The sequence below is a fragment of the Synechocystis sp. FACHB-908 genome (assembly GCF_014698595.1).
Classification (GTDB): Bacteria; Cyanobacteriota; Cyanobacteriia; order Cyanobacteriales; family Microcystaceae; genus Synechocystis.
This window is the reverse complement of the sequence record NZ_JACJTH010000027.1, coordinates 1-14,703: the sequence shown is the minus strand read 5'-3', so window position 1 is coordinate 14,703 and position 14,703 is coordinate 1. Positions and strand designations below refer to the sequence as shown.

Here is a 14,703-nt window from a genome sequence, read left to right as displayed (position 1 = left end):
ACACTAGCTTTCCACAGCGGACTCAAGGGCATTAAAGGGGGGATTGGTAGCCCCGTTAGTGGTGTTGGTTGCATGGGCATATATTTGCCGGGGGGCACCGATTTCGATGTTATTTTCCGTCAGGGCCTGGCGCACACGGAAACGCAGTTCTCGGCCCACAGACCACTGTTGAGCAGGGGCTGTTTGAATCCAGATGGTGATGGTCATGCCCTCATGGGTAAGACTATCGATGCCCAACACATCGGGAACTGCCAGCATTTTGTCATGCCATTCCGGGTCGTTGTACAGGTCTTCCCCTACTTGACGTAGAACATTAATGGCTTTGACAGGGTCAGTGTCGTAGGCTACATTGACGCTCAAATTAGCCCTGGACCACGAACGGGTCAGGTTTTTAACCTGGGTAATGGCACTGTTGGGGATGGTAACTAGTTCTCCCCCGGCACTCCTTAACTGAGTCACCCGTAAGTTTAAATTTTCCACCCCCCCGGCAGCGAAGCCCACATCAATCACATCTCCAATGGCATACTGGTCTTCGGCTAATACTAGAAATCCATCGACCAAATCCTTGACCAAGCTTTGGGCACCGAAGGAAATGGCCAAGGCCAATAAACCCCCAATGGCAACCACAGAACCGGTGGGAATGCCCAGAATAATCAGGGCGGTTAACAAACCGCTAGCACTGATAACCACCGTGACCATACCCTTGATAGCCCCAGAGATGGTGGAAATGCGCAGATCTCGCCGTTGGTCATCTCCCAGATTGATAAATTTGTTGAAGCTGGTGGAATTAGTGTTTTGCCAATTGTCTTTTAGTAATTCAATGATGCGATGGCTAATACGGATAGTTAGACCAACAAAAAACCACAGCATTAGCAATTGCAAGGGGCGACCCAAAATGGCGCCACTGAGGGTGGCTAAGCCGGGAATTTGTCGAAAAATGGCGAATAAGCCAAAGTACCAACCAAGGATAATTACCCAGAACAAAAGCCACTGGATAAATTTCCAAAAGCCAATTTTACGGTCGATACTGAGTATTTGGGGTAATCTTTGCCAAAATATCCATTGCTGTTCCCCCAAAATTTCCGGGGCAGCATAATTGACTTCTATGGGATCAGGGTGATTTTCTTCCAGAACTTCGGAATTCGCTTGTTTTTCAGCGGCGATCGCCTGTTTACGATTGAGGAGTCGTTGACGATGCCGGGAAATTAAATGTTTGATACTAGCAACAATAGCCGTTGCCACCAATAGGGCTACAAATATTTGGAAAGCCTGTTTGAAGGATTGTTCTAGGGCTTCTGGGGTAGTACTAGCTTGGCCTCGCCGAATTTCTTTGTCCAGTTTTTCCCGCCATTGCTCCGCTAAAACATCAATGGGTTGGCCGTTGAAATCTGCATCGTTTTCCGTAACGGAAGCTAGCACCAAGGGGAGGGGATAATCGTCATTGCTAACAGTAACCACCACCACATTGTTGAGCCGGGAAGTTTCTACCCTTAGGTCATCGGGGTTCATATCCCGTCTGAAAATAGCCAGTTCCAATTTGCTTTCAATGTCCTGAGCCCTTTGCTCCACAGGAATTTGGCTGGTATTCTCTTGGCGGTTATACACAGTGGGGGAGGCCACATCAAACAGAAAACCGTTGTCAACGGGCGATCGTACCGGAGCCACTTCGATGGGACCATACCGGGAAACTTCCGGCGGTTTATAGCCACTGCCCTGGCCACTAAAACCTTGGGGCATAACGAATTGGGCTTGGCTGGGGTGAGGAATGATCAGTAGTAGCGCTAAAACAACACAACCGAGCCAGAAGAAGCGTTTATATTTTCGTCGATATTTTTTTAGTTTGGTAATTAAGGGCATGGTTCTTGATATTTAAATCTGTCAGCAAAATCGACAGCCAAAGGCCAGCAACCTTGATGCTAGTCTGATGGAGAAAACGTCATTGATCAACCCCTGAACTAATTTTTTGACTATGGCCAACGCAAAATCTTCGTCCCTTCCCAGTTGGAAAAACCCCAGTGGCAAAACCTTACTAATCCTGCTCTGGGCATTGGCTTTAGCCCTGATGGCCCTGTTGAGTAGCTGGGCGGATATGCCATGGTTGAGCAATGGAAAATTACTGATTGCCCTTGGTTTTACGGCCTTGGTTACAGCTCTCATTGGTATGGCGGTGGTACCAATGCTAGTAAACCTGAAAGCTAGTCAGGTGATTCAGTCCGACGGACCCCAAAGTCATTTGAAAAAGGCCGGGACTCCTACCATGGGGGGGATTTTCTTTGTGCCGGTGGCGGTGGCGATCGCCGTGGTGGGAACCCAGTTTAATCCCGATGTCATAGTGGTGGGTTTGGTGACTTTGGGCTATATGGCGATCGGTTGGGTGGATGACTGGCAGATTTTAAAATACAAATCCAATAAGGGTTTAACCCCGAAACAAAAATTATTTTTGCAGGTGGCGATCGCCGTTATTTTTTGCACTTGGCTATTTTTTTATGGGCCAACGGAAATTACGGACATTCGCATTATGCAATTTGTCTTACCCCTGGGTTTCCTTTTTTGGTTAGTGGCTACCTTTGCCCTAGTGGCGGAAAGTAATGCGACCAATCTGACCGATGGAGTGGATGGTTTGGCGGCCGGAACTGGGGCGATCGCCTTTGTGGGGTTGGGTTTACTGGTGGCGAAAGAAAATCCAGCACTAGCCTTTTTCTGCTGTGCCATGGCCGGTGGCTGTATTGGTTTTGTACACCATAACCACAATCCTGCCCGGGTATTCATGGGGGATACGGGTTCTTTAGCCCTAGGGGGGAGTTTGGCAGCGGTGGGCATTATGACCGGCAACCTCTGGGGACTGCTGTTGATCAGCGGCATTTTTCTGGCAGAATCCCTCTCCGTCATCGCCCAAGTGGGTTACTACAAAGCCACCAAAGGCCCTGATGGCGTCGGCAAAAGGTTGTTAAAAATGGCTCCAATTCACCACCATTTAGAATTAAGTGGCTGGACCGAAACCCAAATTGTGGGCTCTTTTTACCTCATCAATACCCTCTTGGCGATCGTGGCTATGGCAACAGCATAACAGTAGAATCAAAGGGTAATGGTTGATGGTCGTCCAATGCAAATCACCTTAAATCTACCGGATAGGTTAAATCAGATCGGAGAATTTGATCAAAATGATTGGCTCCGGGAAATTGCCATTGCCCTATTTGAACAAGAACACATTTCTCTGGCTAGGGCCAGTAAAATCTCCTCCATGGAAATTATGGAATTTCAAAAACTTCTATCAGATCGGGGAATTTGTATTCACTACGATGTGGAAGAATTAGCACAGGACATTCAGCACCTACAAAATCGCAGTTGGTTATGATTGTTGTTAGTGACACTTCTGCCATTGCTAATCTTGCTATTGTTGATCATCTTTGGTTATTACAGGCAATTTACGAAAGTGTAATCATTCCAGGCACTGTTGCCAATGAAATTACTGTCGCCACCAACTCAAAAATTTCATCAATTCTGCAATTAGATTGGATTCAAATTCACTTGCTTAGCCCCCATGGTTATGAATTGGCCGAACAACTACAAAGAGAACGGGGACTTGATGCTGGAGAAGCCCATTCCATAGCCCTAGCCCTTGATTTGCAGGCTGATGAGCTACTGATGGACGAGCGTTTGGGGAGAAGAGAGGCTACTCGCTTAGGATTATCAATAGTCGGAATTTTGGGAGTTTTGCTTGTTGCCAAACGAATAAATCTTATTCCACAAGTGAAACCCATTATTGATAATTTGATCAATCAAGCAGGATTTCGTGTTAGCTCTCAACTATACGAAAATATCCTAATTTTTGCTCAGGAAATTTAGCGAAAAAATTAATTAGATGAACTATGCAACTACACCCACAGCTTTTGTGGAATCTAAACTGAATTCTATGCCAGGAGATGCCCTGGGTTATCTACGGCGTTTAGATCAGCGTTGGCAAGCCCTATGTCAGGGAGATTTACCTCCCATTGCTGAAGTAGCTCAAAAAGTTAATACAAACTTGGGGGAAGCAGATTTTGACGCAGTAATTTGTGGTGGTACCCTGGGAATTTTATTGGCCGCTAGTTTGCAAATAAGGGGTTGGCAGGTAGTTGTCATTGAAAGGGGCAAATTACAAGGTCGTGCCCAGGAATGGAATATTTCCCGCCAAGAATTACAAACTTTTGTTGAGTTAGAACTGCTCACTTCAGAGGAATTAGAAACGGCGATCGCCAGCGAATATAATCCTGGCCGCATTGCTTTTCATGGTGGGCAAGAATTTTGGATTAAAAATGTTTTAAATGTAGGGATAGATCCAATTTACTTACTAGAAAAACTTAAGCAAAAGTTTCTGCAAGCTGGGGGTAAATTACTAGAGCATAGCGCTTTCCAAAAAGCAATTATTCACTCCGATGGAGTTGCAATTAGTTACCAACATGATGGAGAAAATCAAGTTGAAAGAAAGCTCACTAGCCGTTTACTCATTGATGCCATGGGGCACGGTTCTCCTTTGGTAAACCAAGCTCGACAGGGAGAAATACCTGATGGAGTTTGCCTAGTGGTTGGTAGTTGCGCCCAGGGTTATTCTGACAATGAAACTGGAGATTTAATTGCCACCACCACGGGAATTACCAATCATTGCCAATACTTTTGGGAAGCTTTTCCTGCTCGGGATGGCCGCACCACCTATCTGTTTACCTATGTGGATGTGCATCCAGAACGCATTAGTTTAGAATTCTTTTTTCAAGAATATTTTCGCCTATTGCCCGAATATCAAAAAATTAATTTAGACCAACTACAATGGCAACGGTTTTTATCTGGTTTTTTTCCTGCTTATAAATCCAGTCCTCTCCATTTTTCTTGGGGTAGAGTGTTAGCCGTAGGGGATAGTGCTGGTAGTCAATCCCCCGTTAGTTTTGGTGGCTTTGGAGCCATGGTTCGCCATCTCAAACGGTTAACCAATGCTATTGGGGAAGCCCTGGCAGGGGATTATTTGGCTGCGGAAGATTTGGCTCTTTTACAACCCTACCAACCTAATATTGGCGTTACTTGGTTATTTCAACAAACCATGGGAGTTAAAGTTGGCCAAACTGCAGATCCAGAGCAAATTAATCGCTTAATGAATGCGGTTTTTGCTGTTATGGATCGACAAGGACAAGAAGTCATGGAACCTTTTTTGCAAGATGTAATCCAATGGTCTGGCCTAACCCAAACTTTACCCAGGGTAAATCCACTCATAGTATTGCCTTTGTTACCACAAATTGGTCTACCCGCTTTAATGGAATGGTTGGGACATTATGCTAACTTAGCGGGCTATAGCTTAACCTACCCCCTAGCTAAAAATCTTCTATTCACTAACCCTAGCTTTGAGCAAAAACGTCGTCTAGAAGCTTGGTACTATGGATCTGGTTACGATTTCCACCATTGAAAACTTGTCTGATTTAGTCTTTGTTGGGGATTCGACAAGCCCTCCATGCGTCCCCATACTGGATTTGCGATCGCCTAAGTTTTTTACTAGACTTACTCCGGTGGAGTTAGCCAATGGGCAAAATCTTGGGTGAAAGTATCATTTAAAATTGCTTGGCGAATGCTTTGGGTGAAACGGATTAATTCCGTAATATTGTGCAAAGAAAGCAAAATGTAACCCAACATTTCCCTGGAGCGGATTAAATGGTTTAAATAAGCACGGGAGAAAGTTTGGCAGGTATAGCAAGGACAAGTTTCATCCAAGGGGCGATGATCTTCCCGGAAAGTGGCGTTTTTTAAATTCCACCGTTCTCCCTGTACCAATGCTGTGCCGTGGCGACCAAAACGGGTGGGTATGACACAATCGAACAAATCAATACCCGCAAAAATTGCCCTGGCCATTTCCCGATAGGTGCCGACCCCCATCAAGTAACGGGGTTTATGGGCTGGTAATAATGGGGCCGTGTGTTGTACCACTTTATCAATCAGCGCTGGTGCTTCCCCCACACTTACTCCGCCAATGGCGTAACCGGGCAAGTCTAGGGCAATGAGTTGTTCTGCCGCTTGGGAACGCAAATCTAGGTAAGTGCCCCCTTGGACGATGCCGAACAGAGCTTGATCACCCGGTCTTTGGTGGGCTTCGATACACCTTTCTAGCCAGCGATAGGTGCGGGCGGTGGCTTGTTCCACCATCAGGCGATCGCCTTGGCCGGGAGGACATTCATCAAAGGCCATAATCACATCAGCCCCCAACGCATTTTGGATGCGAATGGAATTTTCTGGAGTCATATCAATCAAGCGGCCATCCCTCGGCGATCGAAATAGGACCCCCTGTTCACCAATGGTGCGTAATTGACTGAGACTAAAAACCTGAAACCCACCAGAATCTGTCAACATCGGCCCCGACCAGCCCATAAACTTGTGTACTCCCCCAGCGGCAGCAATAATCTTTTCCCCTGGTTGGAGATGGAGATGGTAGGTATTGGCTAGCACCATTTGGGCTTGGGTGTCCGCTAGCTGGGCGGGGGTAATGCCCTTAACCGTTGCCAAAGTACCCACGGGCATAAAACGGGGAGTTTCCACCGGCCCATGGGGAGTCTGAAAAATTCCAGCCCGGGCTTGGCTATGGGAACACCGGGCTTGGCACTGATAAGTAAAATTCACACTAGGCAATGGCACAATGGACAGTTAATCGTCCTGGTATCAGTATCACTTCAACATTTTTTCCTAAACCAGGAAGGATTAAACCGCCTTGGCCGAGGAATTTTTATTCTTCGCTACCTTGGAGTTTGATAATGACAAAGCCCCAGGCTAGTCCTAACAAGGTCAAGCCAATCATGATAAAAGCGCCATTGGCCAACATGCTTTCAGCGGTCATAGTCAATTCCTCAATGGGGGATGAATAATTTGGGATGAAAAAATCTTTGTTGTCGGTGGTTCATTATCCCATAGGAATCTCCCCTTAAACCTGATTGAGCATGGATTGTATGAGTTTGCCCCGTTTAATTTTGACCCTGGGTGATCCGGCAGGCATTGGTCCTGAGGTGGTGCTCAAAGCTTTGGCTGAACCTGGGTTAGCTTCAATTTGTCAGTTAACGGCGATCGGTTCCCGTTCTGTGTTGGATCAGACCCGTAGACAATTGTTGGCCCAAAATCCGGGTTTAAATCTAGCAGATCCGGAAACAATTAATTTGCTAGAAGTGGACCTCTCATATCTGGGAAAAATCACTGTTGGTCAGGGAGATGCGGTTAGTGGCGCCATTAGTTTTGCCTATTTAAATGAAGCTATTACCAGAACTTTGGCCGGGGAATTTGATGCCATTGTCACTGCCCCGATCGCCAAATCCGCTTGGCAAGCCGCTGGCCATAATTACCCAGGGCAGACGGAAGTTTTGGCCCATCGGGCTGGGGTGGAAAGCTTTGCCATGGCATTTGTGGGGCGATCGCCTTTTACTGGTTGGACTTTACGCACGTTGCTAGCCACCACCCATATTCCGCTCAAAGAGGTGCCCCAGGCTTTAACCCCTCAATTAATGACTGCAAAATTGGAATTACTGCTAACTTGCCTGGCCCAGGATTTTGGCATCAGTAATCCTTCCGTGGCGATCGCCGGTTTGAATCCCCACAGCGGCGAAGAAGGAAAATTAGGCAGCGAAGAACAGGATTGGTTAATTCCTTGGTTGGAGCAAGCTAGAAAAAAATATCCCCAGGCCCAACTAATTGGCCCCATTCCTCCGGATACCATGTGGGTCGGCCCTGGCAAAGCTTGGTTAACCGATGGCCAAACGACCGTATCCGACGCTTACCTGGCTTTGTACCATGACCAAGGCTTAATTCCCGTTAAACTGCTGGCATTTGATCAGGCTATTAATACCACTATTGGTTTACCCTTTGTCCGCACTTCCCCCGACCACGGCACCGCCTTTGACATTGCGGGGCAAGGCATTGCCAGGGCAGATAGTCTCATTGCCGCCATTAAACTGGCCGCCGAGTTGGTGGAGCAAAGATGTCGCCCACGGGCACAGTAGTCAAGATATTTTTCAGAAACAGATTGCGGTTTTCTATTCTGAAGAACCCAAAGAAATTCTTAATGAAAGACCCAATCGCAGCAAGCCGCGGGGTATGCGCAACCCATTTTTAGATCAATCAAATTTTCTCTTTTTCTCAGAAAAGGCAAAGCCAGCGCCGCAATAATTCTTTCCCTATGGTCTCCATAGGGGTTTGCGCCCCCATGAAATGTTAATTTTTGCTACAATTTATGCCAGTTTCTTAGCTAGTTGGGCCAAAACTAGAATAACTTCTGGTTTGCCGGGACCCATCAGCCAAGATTAATTACTGGGGGAGTTCCGGCCATTGCCCAGATAGTGAACTATCACCTTGATCACCCATGGGAGGATTGACCGTGAATCTAGAAACTCTGGAATTCGTCATTTACCCCGACGGCCGGGTGAAGGAAACGGTAACCGGCATTGTGGGTCGCTCTTGTCAGGAAGTGACCGCGGCGATCGAGGCCGAACTAGGGGTAGTGCTTACCCAGCAGACTACTTCGGAGTTTTTTGCCCAAACCAGTCCGTTGAACCAATCAGTTCAGCAATCCCAGACTCTTTCTAGCTGGCCTGGGGGAAGTTAAATTCTCTCTGTATGAAAATCCTTGTTTAAAAGTTTTAAGAACCTGTCTCATCCATTCTTCTAATTTTTTTGTAATTTCCTATGTCTCACTTTAGCAATATCAAAACCAAGATTCGTAACCTTGATGTGTTGAAAACCACCCTCACCAACTTGGGTCTGGATTGGAAAGAAGGGCCGGCCACCGTGCGGGGCTACCAGGGTTTGACCGCCAAAGCCGCAGTGGTGATTGAACAGAGCAATGATTACGACCTAGGTTTTAGCTGGAATGGTCAGGAATATGAGTTGGTGACAGATTTACAGTACTGGCAACAGCCCCTTTCGGTGGAAGGATTTCTGCAAAAAATCACCCAGGGTTACGCTCTGGAAACCGTACTTAATGAATCGGCCAAACAAGGTTTTGCGGTGACGGAACAACAAAAAAATGAAGACGGCTCAGTGCGGTTGGTGGTGCAACGCTGGAGTGCCTGATGGTGATAGCTGATCTAAATTTTCCTCCCGATCACCGTTCTGGACTGGAACCGGAGTTGGGGGGAGATTGGCGTAATTTCGATGACCGTTCTGGTTTAGAGCCGGAATTGGGCGGAGAGTTACGGGAAAGGGGAGTCTATGTGGATGAAGTGACCTGCATTGGTTGCAAAAACTGTGCCCACGTGGCTCCCAATACTTTCACCATTGAGCAGGAGCATGGCCGCTCCCGGGCCTTTAGCCAAAATGGGGACGATGAAGCGGTTATCCAAGAGGCGATCGATACCTGTCCGGTGGACTGTATCCATTGGGTGCCCTACGACGAGCTGAAACATTTGGAAGAAAAAAGGAAGCATCAACAAATTCGTCCCCTGGGTTACCCGCAAATCAATCCCCATTTGTAATTAATTGGGTGATGGAATCTAATCGAAATCAGCGGATGCCGAAACCTAAATAATTTGCCAATAATCCAGCTAAACCTCAAAAATCTGCCGACAAGGCAAAGCTTTGTTTTTTGTCCACATTAATCTACTCAGACTCAGAGCCTGATTTTTGCCGTCGTTCCCGTCGATGTTGTAAAAGCTCAAATGCCCCCAAGCTGAGGCTCGCACTGCCCAAGGGAATCCAGTAATAAATCACTCGGTATGCCAACAATGCCCCCAGCACTTGCACCGAGGAATATTTAGGAGTCAGCAAAAATAACACCACCGTTTCAAATACCCCCAGTCCCCCCGGCACATTACTGATAATGCCCGCCACCTGCGCCAGCAGATAAATGCCAAAAAAGCCGGGAAAACTAAGGTGATGGTGCCCAGGTAATAGCACGTATAAAATACCAGAGGCTAAAATCCAATCCACCGCCGTCAAACCAATTTGAGCTAAGGATACGGCAAAGGGAATTTTGGGAGTTTGCCATTGGCCGATTTTGAATGGCTTAATTAAATTGCCCGTTATCAACAAATAAATCCCAATGATGGCAAGGAAAGTAAAGCCAATGGGATGGACAGAAAGAAACGGTAAATGGAGAAAGGCGGGCAACTGTAGGGGATCCACCACAAAAGTTATGCCCCCCACCGTTAATAAACCCACCCAAAAACTCAGGTTACAAAAGGCGATCGCCTGGGCAATGATGGGGGCAGAAACCTGCCAGGATTGATAGAGACGGTACCGGATGGCACTGCCACTGAGCAAGGCCAAGCCGACACTGTTACTAATGGCGTAACTGACAAAGCCGACAAAGCTAGTTTTCGTCAGGGGTAGAGATTGCCCCAGGTAAAACATGGCCAGAGTATCGTAGCCAGTCAAAATTATGTAGTTGATCAGCATGAGCGCAAAGGCTCCGGCTAAACGGGTTTTGACAATGCCCTGAAAACTGGCTAAAACATTTTGCCAACCGTAGTGGTGTAATTCTGAGTTGATGGCCCCAATGGAAAGCACGAACAAGCAAGCCCCGATCGCCGCCGGCGCAATTTTTTGTATCTTTTGCCAGGCGGTCATAGCCTCACCTCATAAAATGCGAAAATCTTCCAAGCTGGCTCAGAATCTGTTTGTAAAATCTGATTTTTGACCCTAAATCGACCCACTAAAGTTCCGGCAATACTGGAAAACTTTGAGCTAACTTCCCCCAAAACTTAGGGGGTAGCTGGGGACTTTTGAAACATGCTCCTAGGAACTAGGATTAGTTGCTTTTAACTAGCTTTTTCCTGATGATATTCCACTTCAATCACCGTATGAACATTCCCCCGGGGATTAAAATCAGCTTTTAGTCTAGCGTACAAAGGATTGGCCACCGCCACAAAGTCATCCAAAATCTGATTGGTTACTTCCTCATGGGGAATATGGCGATCGCGGTAACTATTGATGTAAAGCTTGATAGACTTTAGCTCCACCACCTTCTGGTCAGGGCAATAGGTCAGATAAAGGGTGGCAAAATCCGGGTAGCCGGAAAAAGGACATTTACAGGTGAATTCCGGCAGGGTGATATGGACATCGTAACGACGGCCGGGGCGGGGATTGGGGAAAGTAATCAGTTGGGCATCCCGAATTTCCCGCTCGCCATACTTTTCGACGTTATCGCTGGTGGTAATGGTAGTTTCGGTCATGGTGAACAGTGAAAAATGGACGGGATTAGGAAGCAGCAGAAAAACACCATTCCTATTATTTCAGATTTTCCTAGCTGTCCTGGTAATAATCCCTAGTCCCCTTAGCATCCATAGCTTCGCTCAGGCGGTTAAGGGCGTGGATATAGGCTGCAGTGCGCACATTCACATCCAATTCCTGGGTAATGTTCCACACATGTTCCGCTTCCTCCACCATTTTTTCCTTCAGGCGATCGTTAACTTCCTTGGCGCTCCAATAAAGTCCACTGCGGTTCTGTACCCATTCAAAGTAGCTCACCGTCACCCCCCCAGCATTGACCAAAATATCGGGGAAAACATAGATACCTTTGCTAGCCAAAATATCATCGGCGGCGGTGGTGGTGGGCCCATTAGCAACTTCAAAAATGTAGCGAGCTCTGACTTGGTCTGCATTGTCGCGGGTAATTTGATTTTCCAAGGCGGCGGGAATGAGCACGTCCACGTCCAGAGCTAGTAACTCGGCATTACTGATTTGTTGATTTTCCCCTAAATCGCAGATGGCTTGGTCACAGTACATACCCGCTAAAGTGCGATGCCGTTGTTTGTAATCAATCACAGCGGGAATATCGATGCCTTGTTCGTTATAAATGCCCCCCTGGGAATCACTGATGGCCACCACTTTGTAGCCATCTTGGTATAAACATTCGGCTACCACCATACCCGCATTACCGAAACCCTGGACAGCAACGGTGGTATTTTCGGGATATTGGTCAAACTTGGGTAGCATGCCCTGCATGATGTAAAAAGCTCCAGTGCCGGTGGCCGTGTTGCGACCTTGACTGCCCCCCATGGTGACGGGTTTGCCGGTGACCACAGCGGGACTAATTTTGCGGCGAATGATGCTGTATTGGTCCATCATCCAGCCCATCATCATTTCATTGGTGTAAACATCCGGGGCTAAAATGTCGATGTCCGGGCCAATAAAATCGGCGATCGCCTCGATGTAACCCCGACTTAAACGCTCCAATTCTGCTCGGCTGAGTTCTTTGGGATTGAGGGTGATGCCCCCCTTAGCTCCTCCGAAGGGCAAATTTAACAGGGCACATTTAAAGGTCATCCAAAAGGCTAAGGATTGCACCTCATCCATGGTGACGTTGGGATGGTAGCGCACGCCCCCTTTGCCTGGCCCCCTGGTGTCGTCGTAGCGCACTCGGTAACCGGGAAAGATTTTTAAAGAGCCATCGTCCATCCGCACCGGAATGGAAACACTGAGACTGGTTTTGGGATATTTCAGCCTTTCCCCGGCATCGTCGGAAATGGCCACATATTTCAGGGCTTTTTCTAATCTTTTACTGGCATCGGCAAACAGTGATCCAGCCATAATTGCTACTCCTGGAACAGTGGGACCGCTATTGGCTCTGGAGCGGGGCGGCCTGAATATTCCGAACAAATTTGTTTAATCAACAGTTCCATTAGAGCATGGAGCCTGGGGCCATGACGGACATTGCCCTAGGTTGGTAACACAGCGACACAATCGATTTCTACTAACACATCTTTGGGTAGGCGGGCCACTTCCACACAACTACGGGCCGGAGCCGTAGCCTCGTCAAAATATTGGCCATAGATGGCATTAACTGCGGCGAAATCGTTCATATCTTTGAGAAATACCGTAGTTTTAACCACATTTTCCCAACCACAGCCCGCTTCCTGGAGCACCGCCCCTAAATTAGTCAATACCTGTTTTGCTTGGACTTCCACGTTCCCCTCTCCCATAATGGTCATGGTTTGGGGGTCGAGGGCAATTTGGCCAGCCGTAAAGAGGAAACCATTGGCGGCGATCGCCTGGTTATAGGGGCCAACAGGGGCAGGAGCTTGGGCAGTTTGAATAATTTTCATGGTCATAAAAGAGTGGCTTGCTATACTCTTCTTATCAGTCTCGTCACACTTTGGCAATTTATCTAAACTTTAGTTAATAAGTTATTGCTAATAAACTGATTAATCATTTTAATTCATTGACACAAAATCCTAGGACATTCTACTTTTTGTTTTTTAAATTTGACGTAACCAATGATAGCTGATAGTTTTTTACTTAACTTACCAAAGGTTTCACTCGCCACAAAAGATAACCTACCAATTTTTTCCGGCATTTACTATGTCGTCGACGAACAAAATTTAGTATGGTATGTTGGAAAAGCTAAAAATATTAGAAACAGATGGCAAGGCAAAAGTCACCATCGTTTTTTTCAACTTGAATCACAGAAAAATCATTATTTCTCAATTTATTACCGAATAGTTGACGAAATTGAACTTGCTAAAATAGAAAAAGAAGAAATTGAAAAATATACACCTCAACTTAATACATCTAAAGTTAAAACTAAAACGTTTCGACCAACGGAAACATTGCTCAGAGAAACATTAATTAAAATTCAAGGATTTGCGTTTATTATTGGAGTAGATTACCAAACGAAGGAACTAGAAGCAATAAATTCCGTGTTGGGCAAGCGCAAAAACTCTATATCTCCAGTCATTCATATTGCCATCAACCCAACTTTAATCAAGAAAAAACTTTCATCAGACAGTGAAGATAATACTTCAGATATCATACATTCAATGTTTCAGACGCGAAAACAATACGCTAAAAAATGGGAAGTAATACCTAAATTTCGTCAATCTTATCAGCTTGGAGCATCTATTTATCGTTTACATGTCAATAATTTTATCGTTGAATATGGTACGGTTACGACTCAATTAACTATCCAAGAATTTCCACTAGATTTTAGCCAAACTTTTTTAGCACAGGAGTCAATCCCAGCATTAACTGAGGAATCTCTTTCAAAACTGAAGAATAGAATTGCTGCAAAAAATGGACGCTCTTATTTCACCTATATTCTTCAAAATTTAAAAGCTTATGAGAATGATCTAGTTAATATTCATTTTAATGATTCCGTTGAAAAAGAAAAATTGGAGCAAGCAATGACAACAGCTTGAAAAGACTATGAATCAGGCAAAAAGGGAATTGGTAGTCGATCTAAAAGCATCACAGATAAAAATAGTAGTTTAATTCGTCTAGCAAATGCGAGGGGAGTTAACATCAACAAAAAACATGAAAATCTCATCAATGTCAGGAAAAATGATCAATTTGGAATATACATTATTCCATTCAACTTCGATCTAAAGAAGGATAGTTTTTTTTTAAATCTTGCTCACACTAAAGTTAATGGACAATTAACAATTTGTATTGATTCTAGGCTTTCTACTATTTTTCTGTTAGAGCGTGTTTGAAAAGTAGGGTGAAGAATGGAAAATGGTGAAAAGAATAAAATTTTCACCATAATTAATGATAATCCGAGAATTTTACAGCACGGACATCACTGATAGCCAGTGGCAATTGGTAGAACCTCATTTACCCAAAGCAAAAACTGGGGGAAGAAAATGGAAAACTAGTCTGAGGGAGATACTCAATGCCATTTTTTACATGCTCAGAACGGGGTGTGCCTGGCGACTTCTGCCCCATGATTTTCCTAAATGGCGAACGGTCTATGGTTATTTCCAGCAATGGCAC

At 45.8% G+C, this 14,703-nt stretch carries 17 protein-coding genes; 10 read left to right on the top strand and 7 right to left on the bottom strand.

Annotation, left to right across the window (positions count from 1 at the left end):
• Nucleotides 1-3: 3 nt before the first annotated feature.
• A complete protein-coding gene (locus tag H6G46_RS09320) occupies nucleotides 4-1,857 on the bottom strand; it encodes a mechanosensitive ion channel family protein (protein ID WP_010873993.1) in 1,854 nt (617 codons plus the stop codon).
• A 112-nt stretch (nucleotides 1,858-1,969) separates the two neighbouring features.
• On the opposite strand from H6G46_RS09320, the gene mraY reads away from it, so the two are divergent.
• From mraY to H6G46_RS09300, 4 genes are read left to right on the top strand one after another with little or no spacing between them, the layout of a single operon-like run.
• Nucleotides 1,970-3,067 carry a phospho-N-acetylmuramoyl-pentapeptide-transferase gene (gene mraY / locus H6G46_RS09315; protein ID WP_010873992.1) on the top strand — a complete coding sequence of 366 codons (1,098 nt, stop codon included), beginning with the start codon at nucleotides 1,970-1,972 and terminating at the stop codon, nucleotides 3,065-3,067.
• Nucleotides 3,068-3,085: 18 nt separating this feature from the next.
• Nucleotides 3,086-3,355, top strand: coding sequence for a UPF0175 family protein (locus tag H6G46_RS09310; RefSeq protein WP_010873991.1), 270 nt, complete (start codon nucleotides 3,086-3,088; stop codon nucleotides 3,353-3,355).
• Complete coding sequence (locus H6G46_RS09305; RefSeq protein ID WP_010873990.1) at nucleotides 3,352-3,846, top strand: DUF3368 domain-containing protein; 495 nt, start codon at nucleotides 3,352-3,354, stop codon at nucleotides 3,844-3,846. Before H6G46_RS09310 ends, H6G46_RS09305 begins: the two co-directional genes overlap by 4 nt.
• Nucleotides 3,847-3,862: 16 nt before the next feature.
• Nucleotides 3,863-5,431: a hypothetical protein gene (locus H6G46_RS09300; protein ID WP_010873989.1), complete on the top strand. Its 1,569-nt coding sequence runs from the start codon at nucleotides 3,863-3,865 to the stop codon at nucleotides 5,429-5,431.
• Between the two features lie 92 nt (nucleotides 5,432-5,523).
• Here H6G46_RS09300 and tgt read toward each other — a convergent pair whose 3' ends face one another.
• Together tgt and H6G46_RS09290 are read right to left on the bottom strand one after the other, a co-directional pair.
• A complete protein-coding gene (gene tgt / locus H6G46_RS09295; protein WP_010873988.1) occupies nucleotides 5,524-6,648 on the bottom strand; it encodes a tRNA guanosine(34) transglycosylase Tgt in 1,125 nt (374 codons plus the stop codon).
• 88 nt (nucleotides 6,649-6,736) lie between these two features.
• The gene (locus H6G46_RS09290) at nucleotides 6,737-6,847 is read right to left on the bottom strand and encodes a PetM family cytochrome b6-f complex subunit 7 (protein ID WP_010873987.1); all 111 of its coding nucleotides are present in this window, start codon (nucleotides 6,845-6,847) and stop codon (nucleotides 6,737-6,739) included.
• A gap of 100 nt (nucleotides 6,848-6,947) precedes the next feature.
• Here H6G46_RS09290 and pdxA point away from each other — a divergent pair, with 100 nt between their 5' ends.
• From pdxA to H6G46_RS09270, 4 genes are all read left to right on the top strand, one after another.
• Nucleotides 6,948-7,997, top strand: coding sequence for a 4-hydroxythreonine-4-phosphate dehydrogenase PdxA (gene pdxA / locus H6G46_RS09285; protein ID WP_010873986.1), 1,050 nt, complete (start codon nucleotides 6,948-6,950; stop codon nucleotides 7,995-7,997).
• 359 nt (nucleotides 7,998-8,356) lie between these two features.
• Nucleotides 8,357-8,599 (top strand): DUF2997 domain-containing protein, encoded by a 243-nt coding sequence (locus H6G46_RS09280; protein WP_010873985.1) that lies wholly within the window; start codon nucleotides 8,357-8,359, stop codon nucleotides 8,597-8,599.
• Between the two features lie 80 nt (nucleotides 8,600-8,679).
• Entirely contained in the window at nucleotides 8,680-9,066 is a 387-nt protein-coding gene (locus tag H6G46_RS09275; protein ID WP_010873984.1) for a DUF1257 domain-containing protein, read from the top strand.
• Entirely contained in the window at nucleotides 9,066-9,467 is a 402-nt protein-coding gene (locus tag H6G46_RS09270) for a ferredoxin (RefSeq protein ID WP_010873983.1), read from the top strand. The genes H6G46_RS09275 and H6G46_RS09270 overlap by 1 nt, the downstream gene beginning before the upstream one ends.
• A 124-nt stretch (nucleotides 9,468-9,591) precedes the next feature.
• On the opposite strand, the gene H6G46_RS09265 is transcribed toward H6G46_RS09270, so the two are convergent.
• The 4 genes from H6G46_RS09265 to H6G46_RS09250 form a co-directional block, all read right to left on the bottom strand.
• A complete protein-coding gene (locus H6G46_RS09265) occupies nucleotides 9,592-10,560 on the bottom strand; it encodes a lysylphosphatidylglycerol synthase domain-containing protein (RefSeq protein WP_010873982.1) in 969 nt (322 codons plus the stop codon).
• A 191-nt stretch (nucleotides 10,561-10,751) separates the two neighbouring features.
• Entirely contained in the window at nucleotides 10,752-11,165 is a 414-nt protein-coding gene (gene queF / locus H6G46_RS09260) for a preQ(1) synthase (RefSeq protein WP_010873981.1), read from the bottom strand.
• Nucleotides 11,166-11,235: 70 nt separating this feature from the next.
• The gene (gene gdhA, locus H6G46_RS09255; RefSeq protein ID WP_010873980.1) at nucleotides 11,236-12,522 is read right to left on the bottom strand and encodes an NADP-specific glutamate dehydrogenase; all 1,287 of its coding nucleotides are present in this window, start codon (nucleotides 12,520-12,522) and stop codon (nucleotides 11,236-11,238) included.
• A gap of 128 nt (nucleotides 12,523-12,650) precedes the next feature.
• On the bottom strand, nucleotides 12,651-13,043 hold the full coding sequence (locus H6G46_RS09250) for a RidA family protein (protein WP_010873979.1): 393 nt from the start codon (nucleotides 13,041-13,043) through the stop codon (nucleotides 12,651-12,653).
• A 165-nt stretch (nucleotides 13,044-13,208) separates the two neighbouring features.
• Between H6G46_RS09250 and H6G46_RS09245 the strand changes: the two genes are divergently transcribed.
• Nucleotides 13,209-14,129, top strand: a complete 921-nt coding sequence (locus tag H6G46_RS09245) for a hypothetical protein (protein WP_010873978.1) — start codon at nucleotides 13,209-13,211, stop codon at nucleotides 14,127-14,129.
• A 349-nt stretch (nucleotides 14,130-14,478) separates the two neighbouring features.
• Nucleotides 14,479-14,703 (top strand): transposase (locus H6G46_RS09240; RefSeq protein WP_190759850.1); only part of this gene is annotated, 225 nt, incomplete at its 3' end.

Coding starts and splice junctions, on each gene's coding strand:
- H6G46_RS09320 (WP_010873993.1), bottom strand. CDS start 1,857: ATGCCCTTAATTACCAAACTAAAAAAATATCGACGAAAATATAAACGC.
- mraY (WP_010873992.1), top strand. CDS start 1,970: ATGGCCAACGCAAAATCTTCGTCCCTTCCCAGTTGGAAAAACCCCAGT.
- H6G46_RS09310 (WP_010873991.1), top strand. CDS start 3,086: ATGGTTGATGGTCGTCCAATGCAAATCACCTTAAATCTACCGGATAGG.
- H6G46_RS09305 (WP_010873990.1), top strand. CDS start 3,352: ATGATTGTTGTTAGTGACACTTCTGCCATTGCTAATCTTGCTATTGTT.
- H6G46_RS09300 (WP_010873989.1), top strand. CDS start 3,863: ATGAACTATGCAACTACACCCACAGCTTTTGTGGAATCTAAACTGAAT.
- H6G46_RS09290 (WP_010873987.1), bottom strand. CDS start 6,847: ATGACCGCTGAAAGCATGTTGGCCAATGGCGCTTTTATCATGATTGGC.
- pdxA (WP_010873986.1), top strand. CDS start 6,948: ATGGATTGTATGAGTTTGCCCCGTTTAATTTTGACCCTGGGTGATCCG.
- H6G46_RS09280 (WP_010873985.1), top strand. CDS start 8,357: ATGGGAGGATTGACCGTGAATCTAGAAACTCTGGAATTCGTCATTTAC.
- H6G46_RS09275 (WP_010873984.1), top strand. CDS start 8,680: ATGTCTCACTTTAGCAATATCAAAACCAAGATTCGTAACCTTGATGTG.
- H6G46_RS09270 (WP_010873983.1), top strand. CDS start 9,066: ATGGTGATAGCTGATCTAAATTTTCCTCCCGATCACCGTTCTGGACTG.
- H6G46_RS09265 (WP_010873982.1), bottom strand. CDS start 10,560: ATGACCGCCTGGCAAAAGATACAAAAAATTGCGCCGGCGGCGATCGGG.
- queF (WP_010873981.1), bottom strand. CDS start 11,165: ATGACCGAAACTACCATTACCACCAGCGATAACGTCGAAAAGTATGGC.
- gdhA (WP_010873980.1), bottom strand. CDS start 12,522: ATGGCTGGATCACTGTTTGCCGATGCCAGTAAAAGATTAGAAAAAGCC.
- H6G46_RS09250 (WP_010873979.1), bottom strand. CDS start 13,043: ATGACCATGAAAATTATTCAAACTGCCCAAGCTCCTGCCCCTGTTGGC.
- H6G46_RS09245 (WP_010873978.1), top strand. CDS start 13,209: ATGATAGCTGATAGTTTTTTACTTAACTTACCAAAGGTTTCACTCGCC.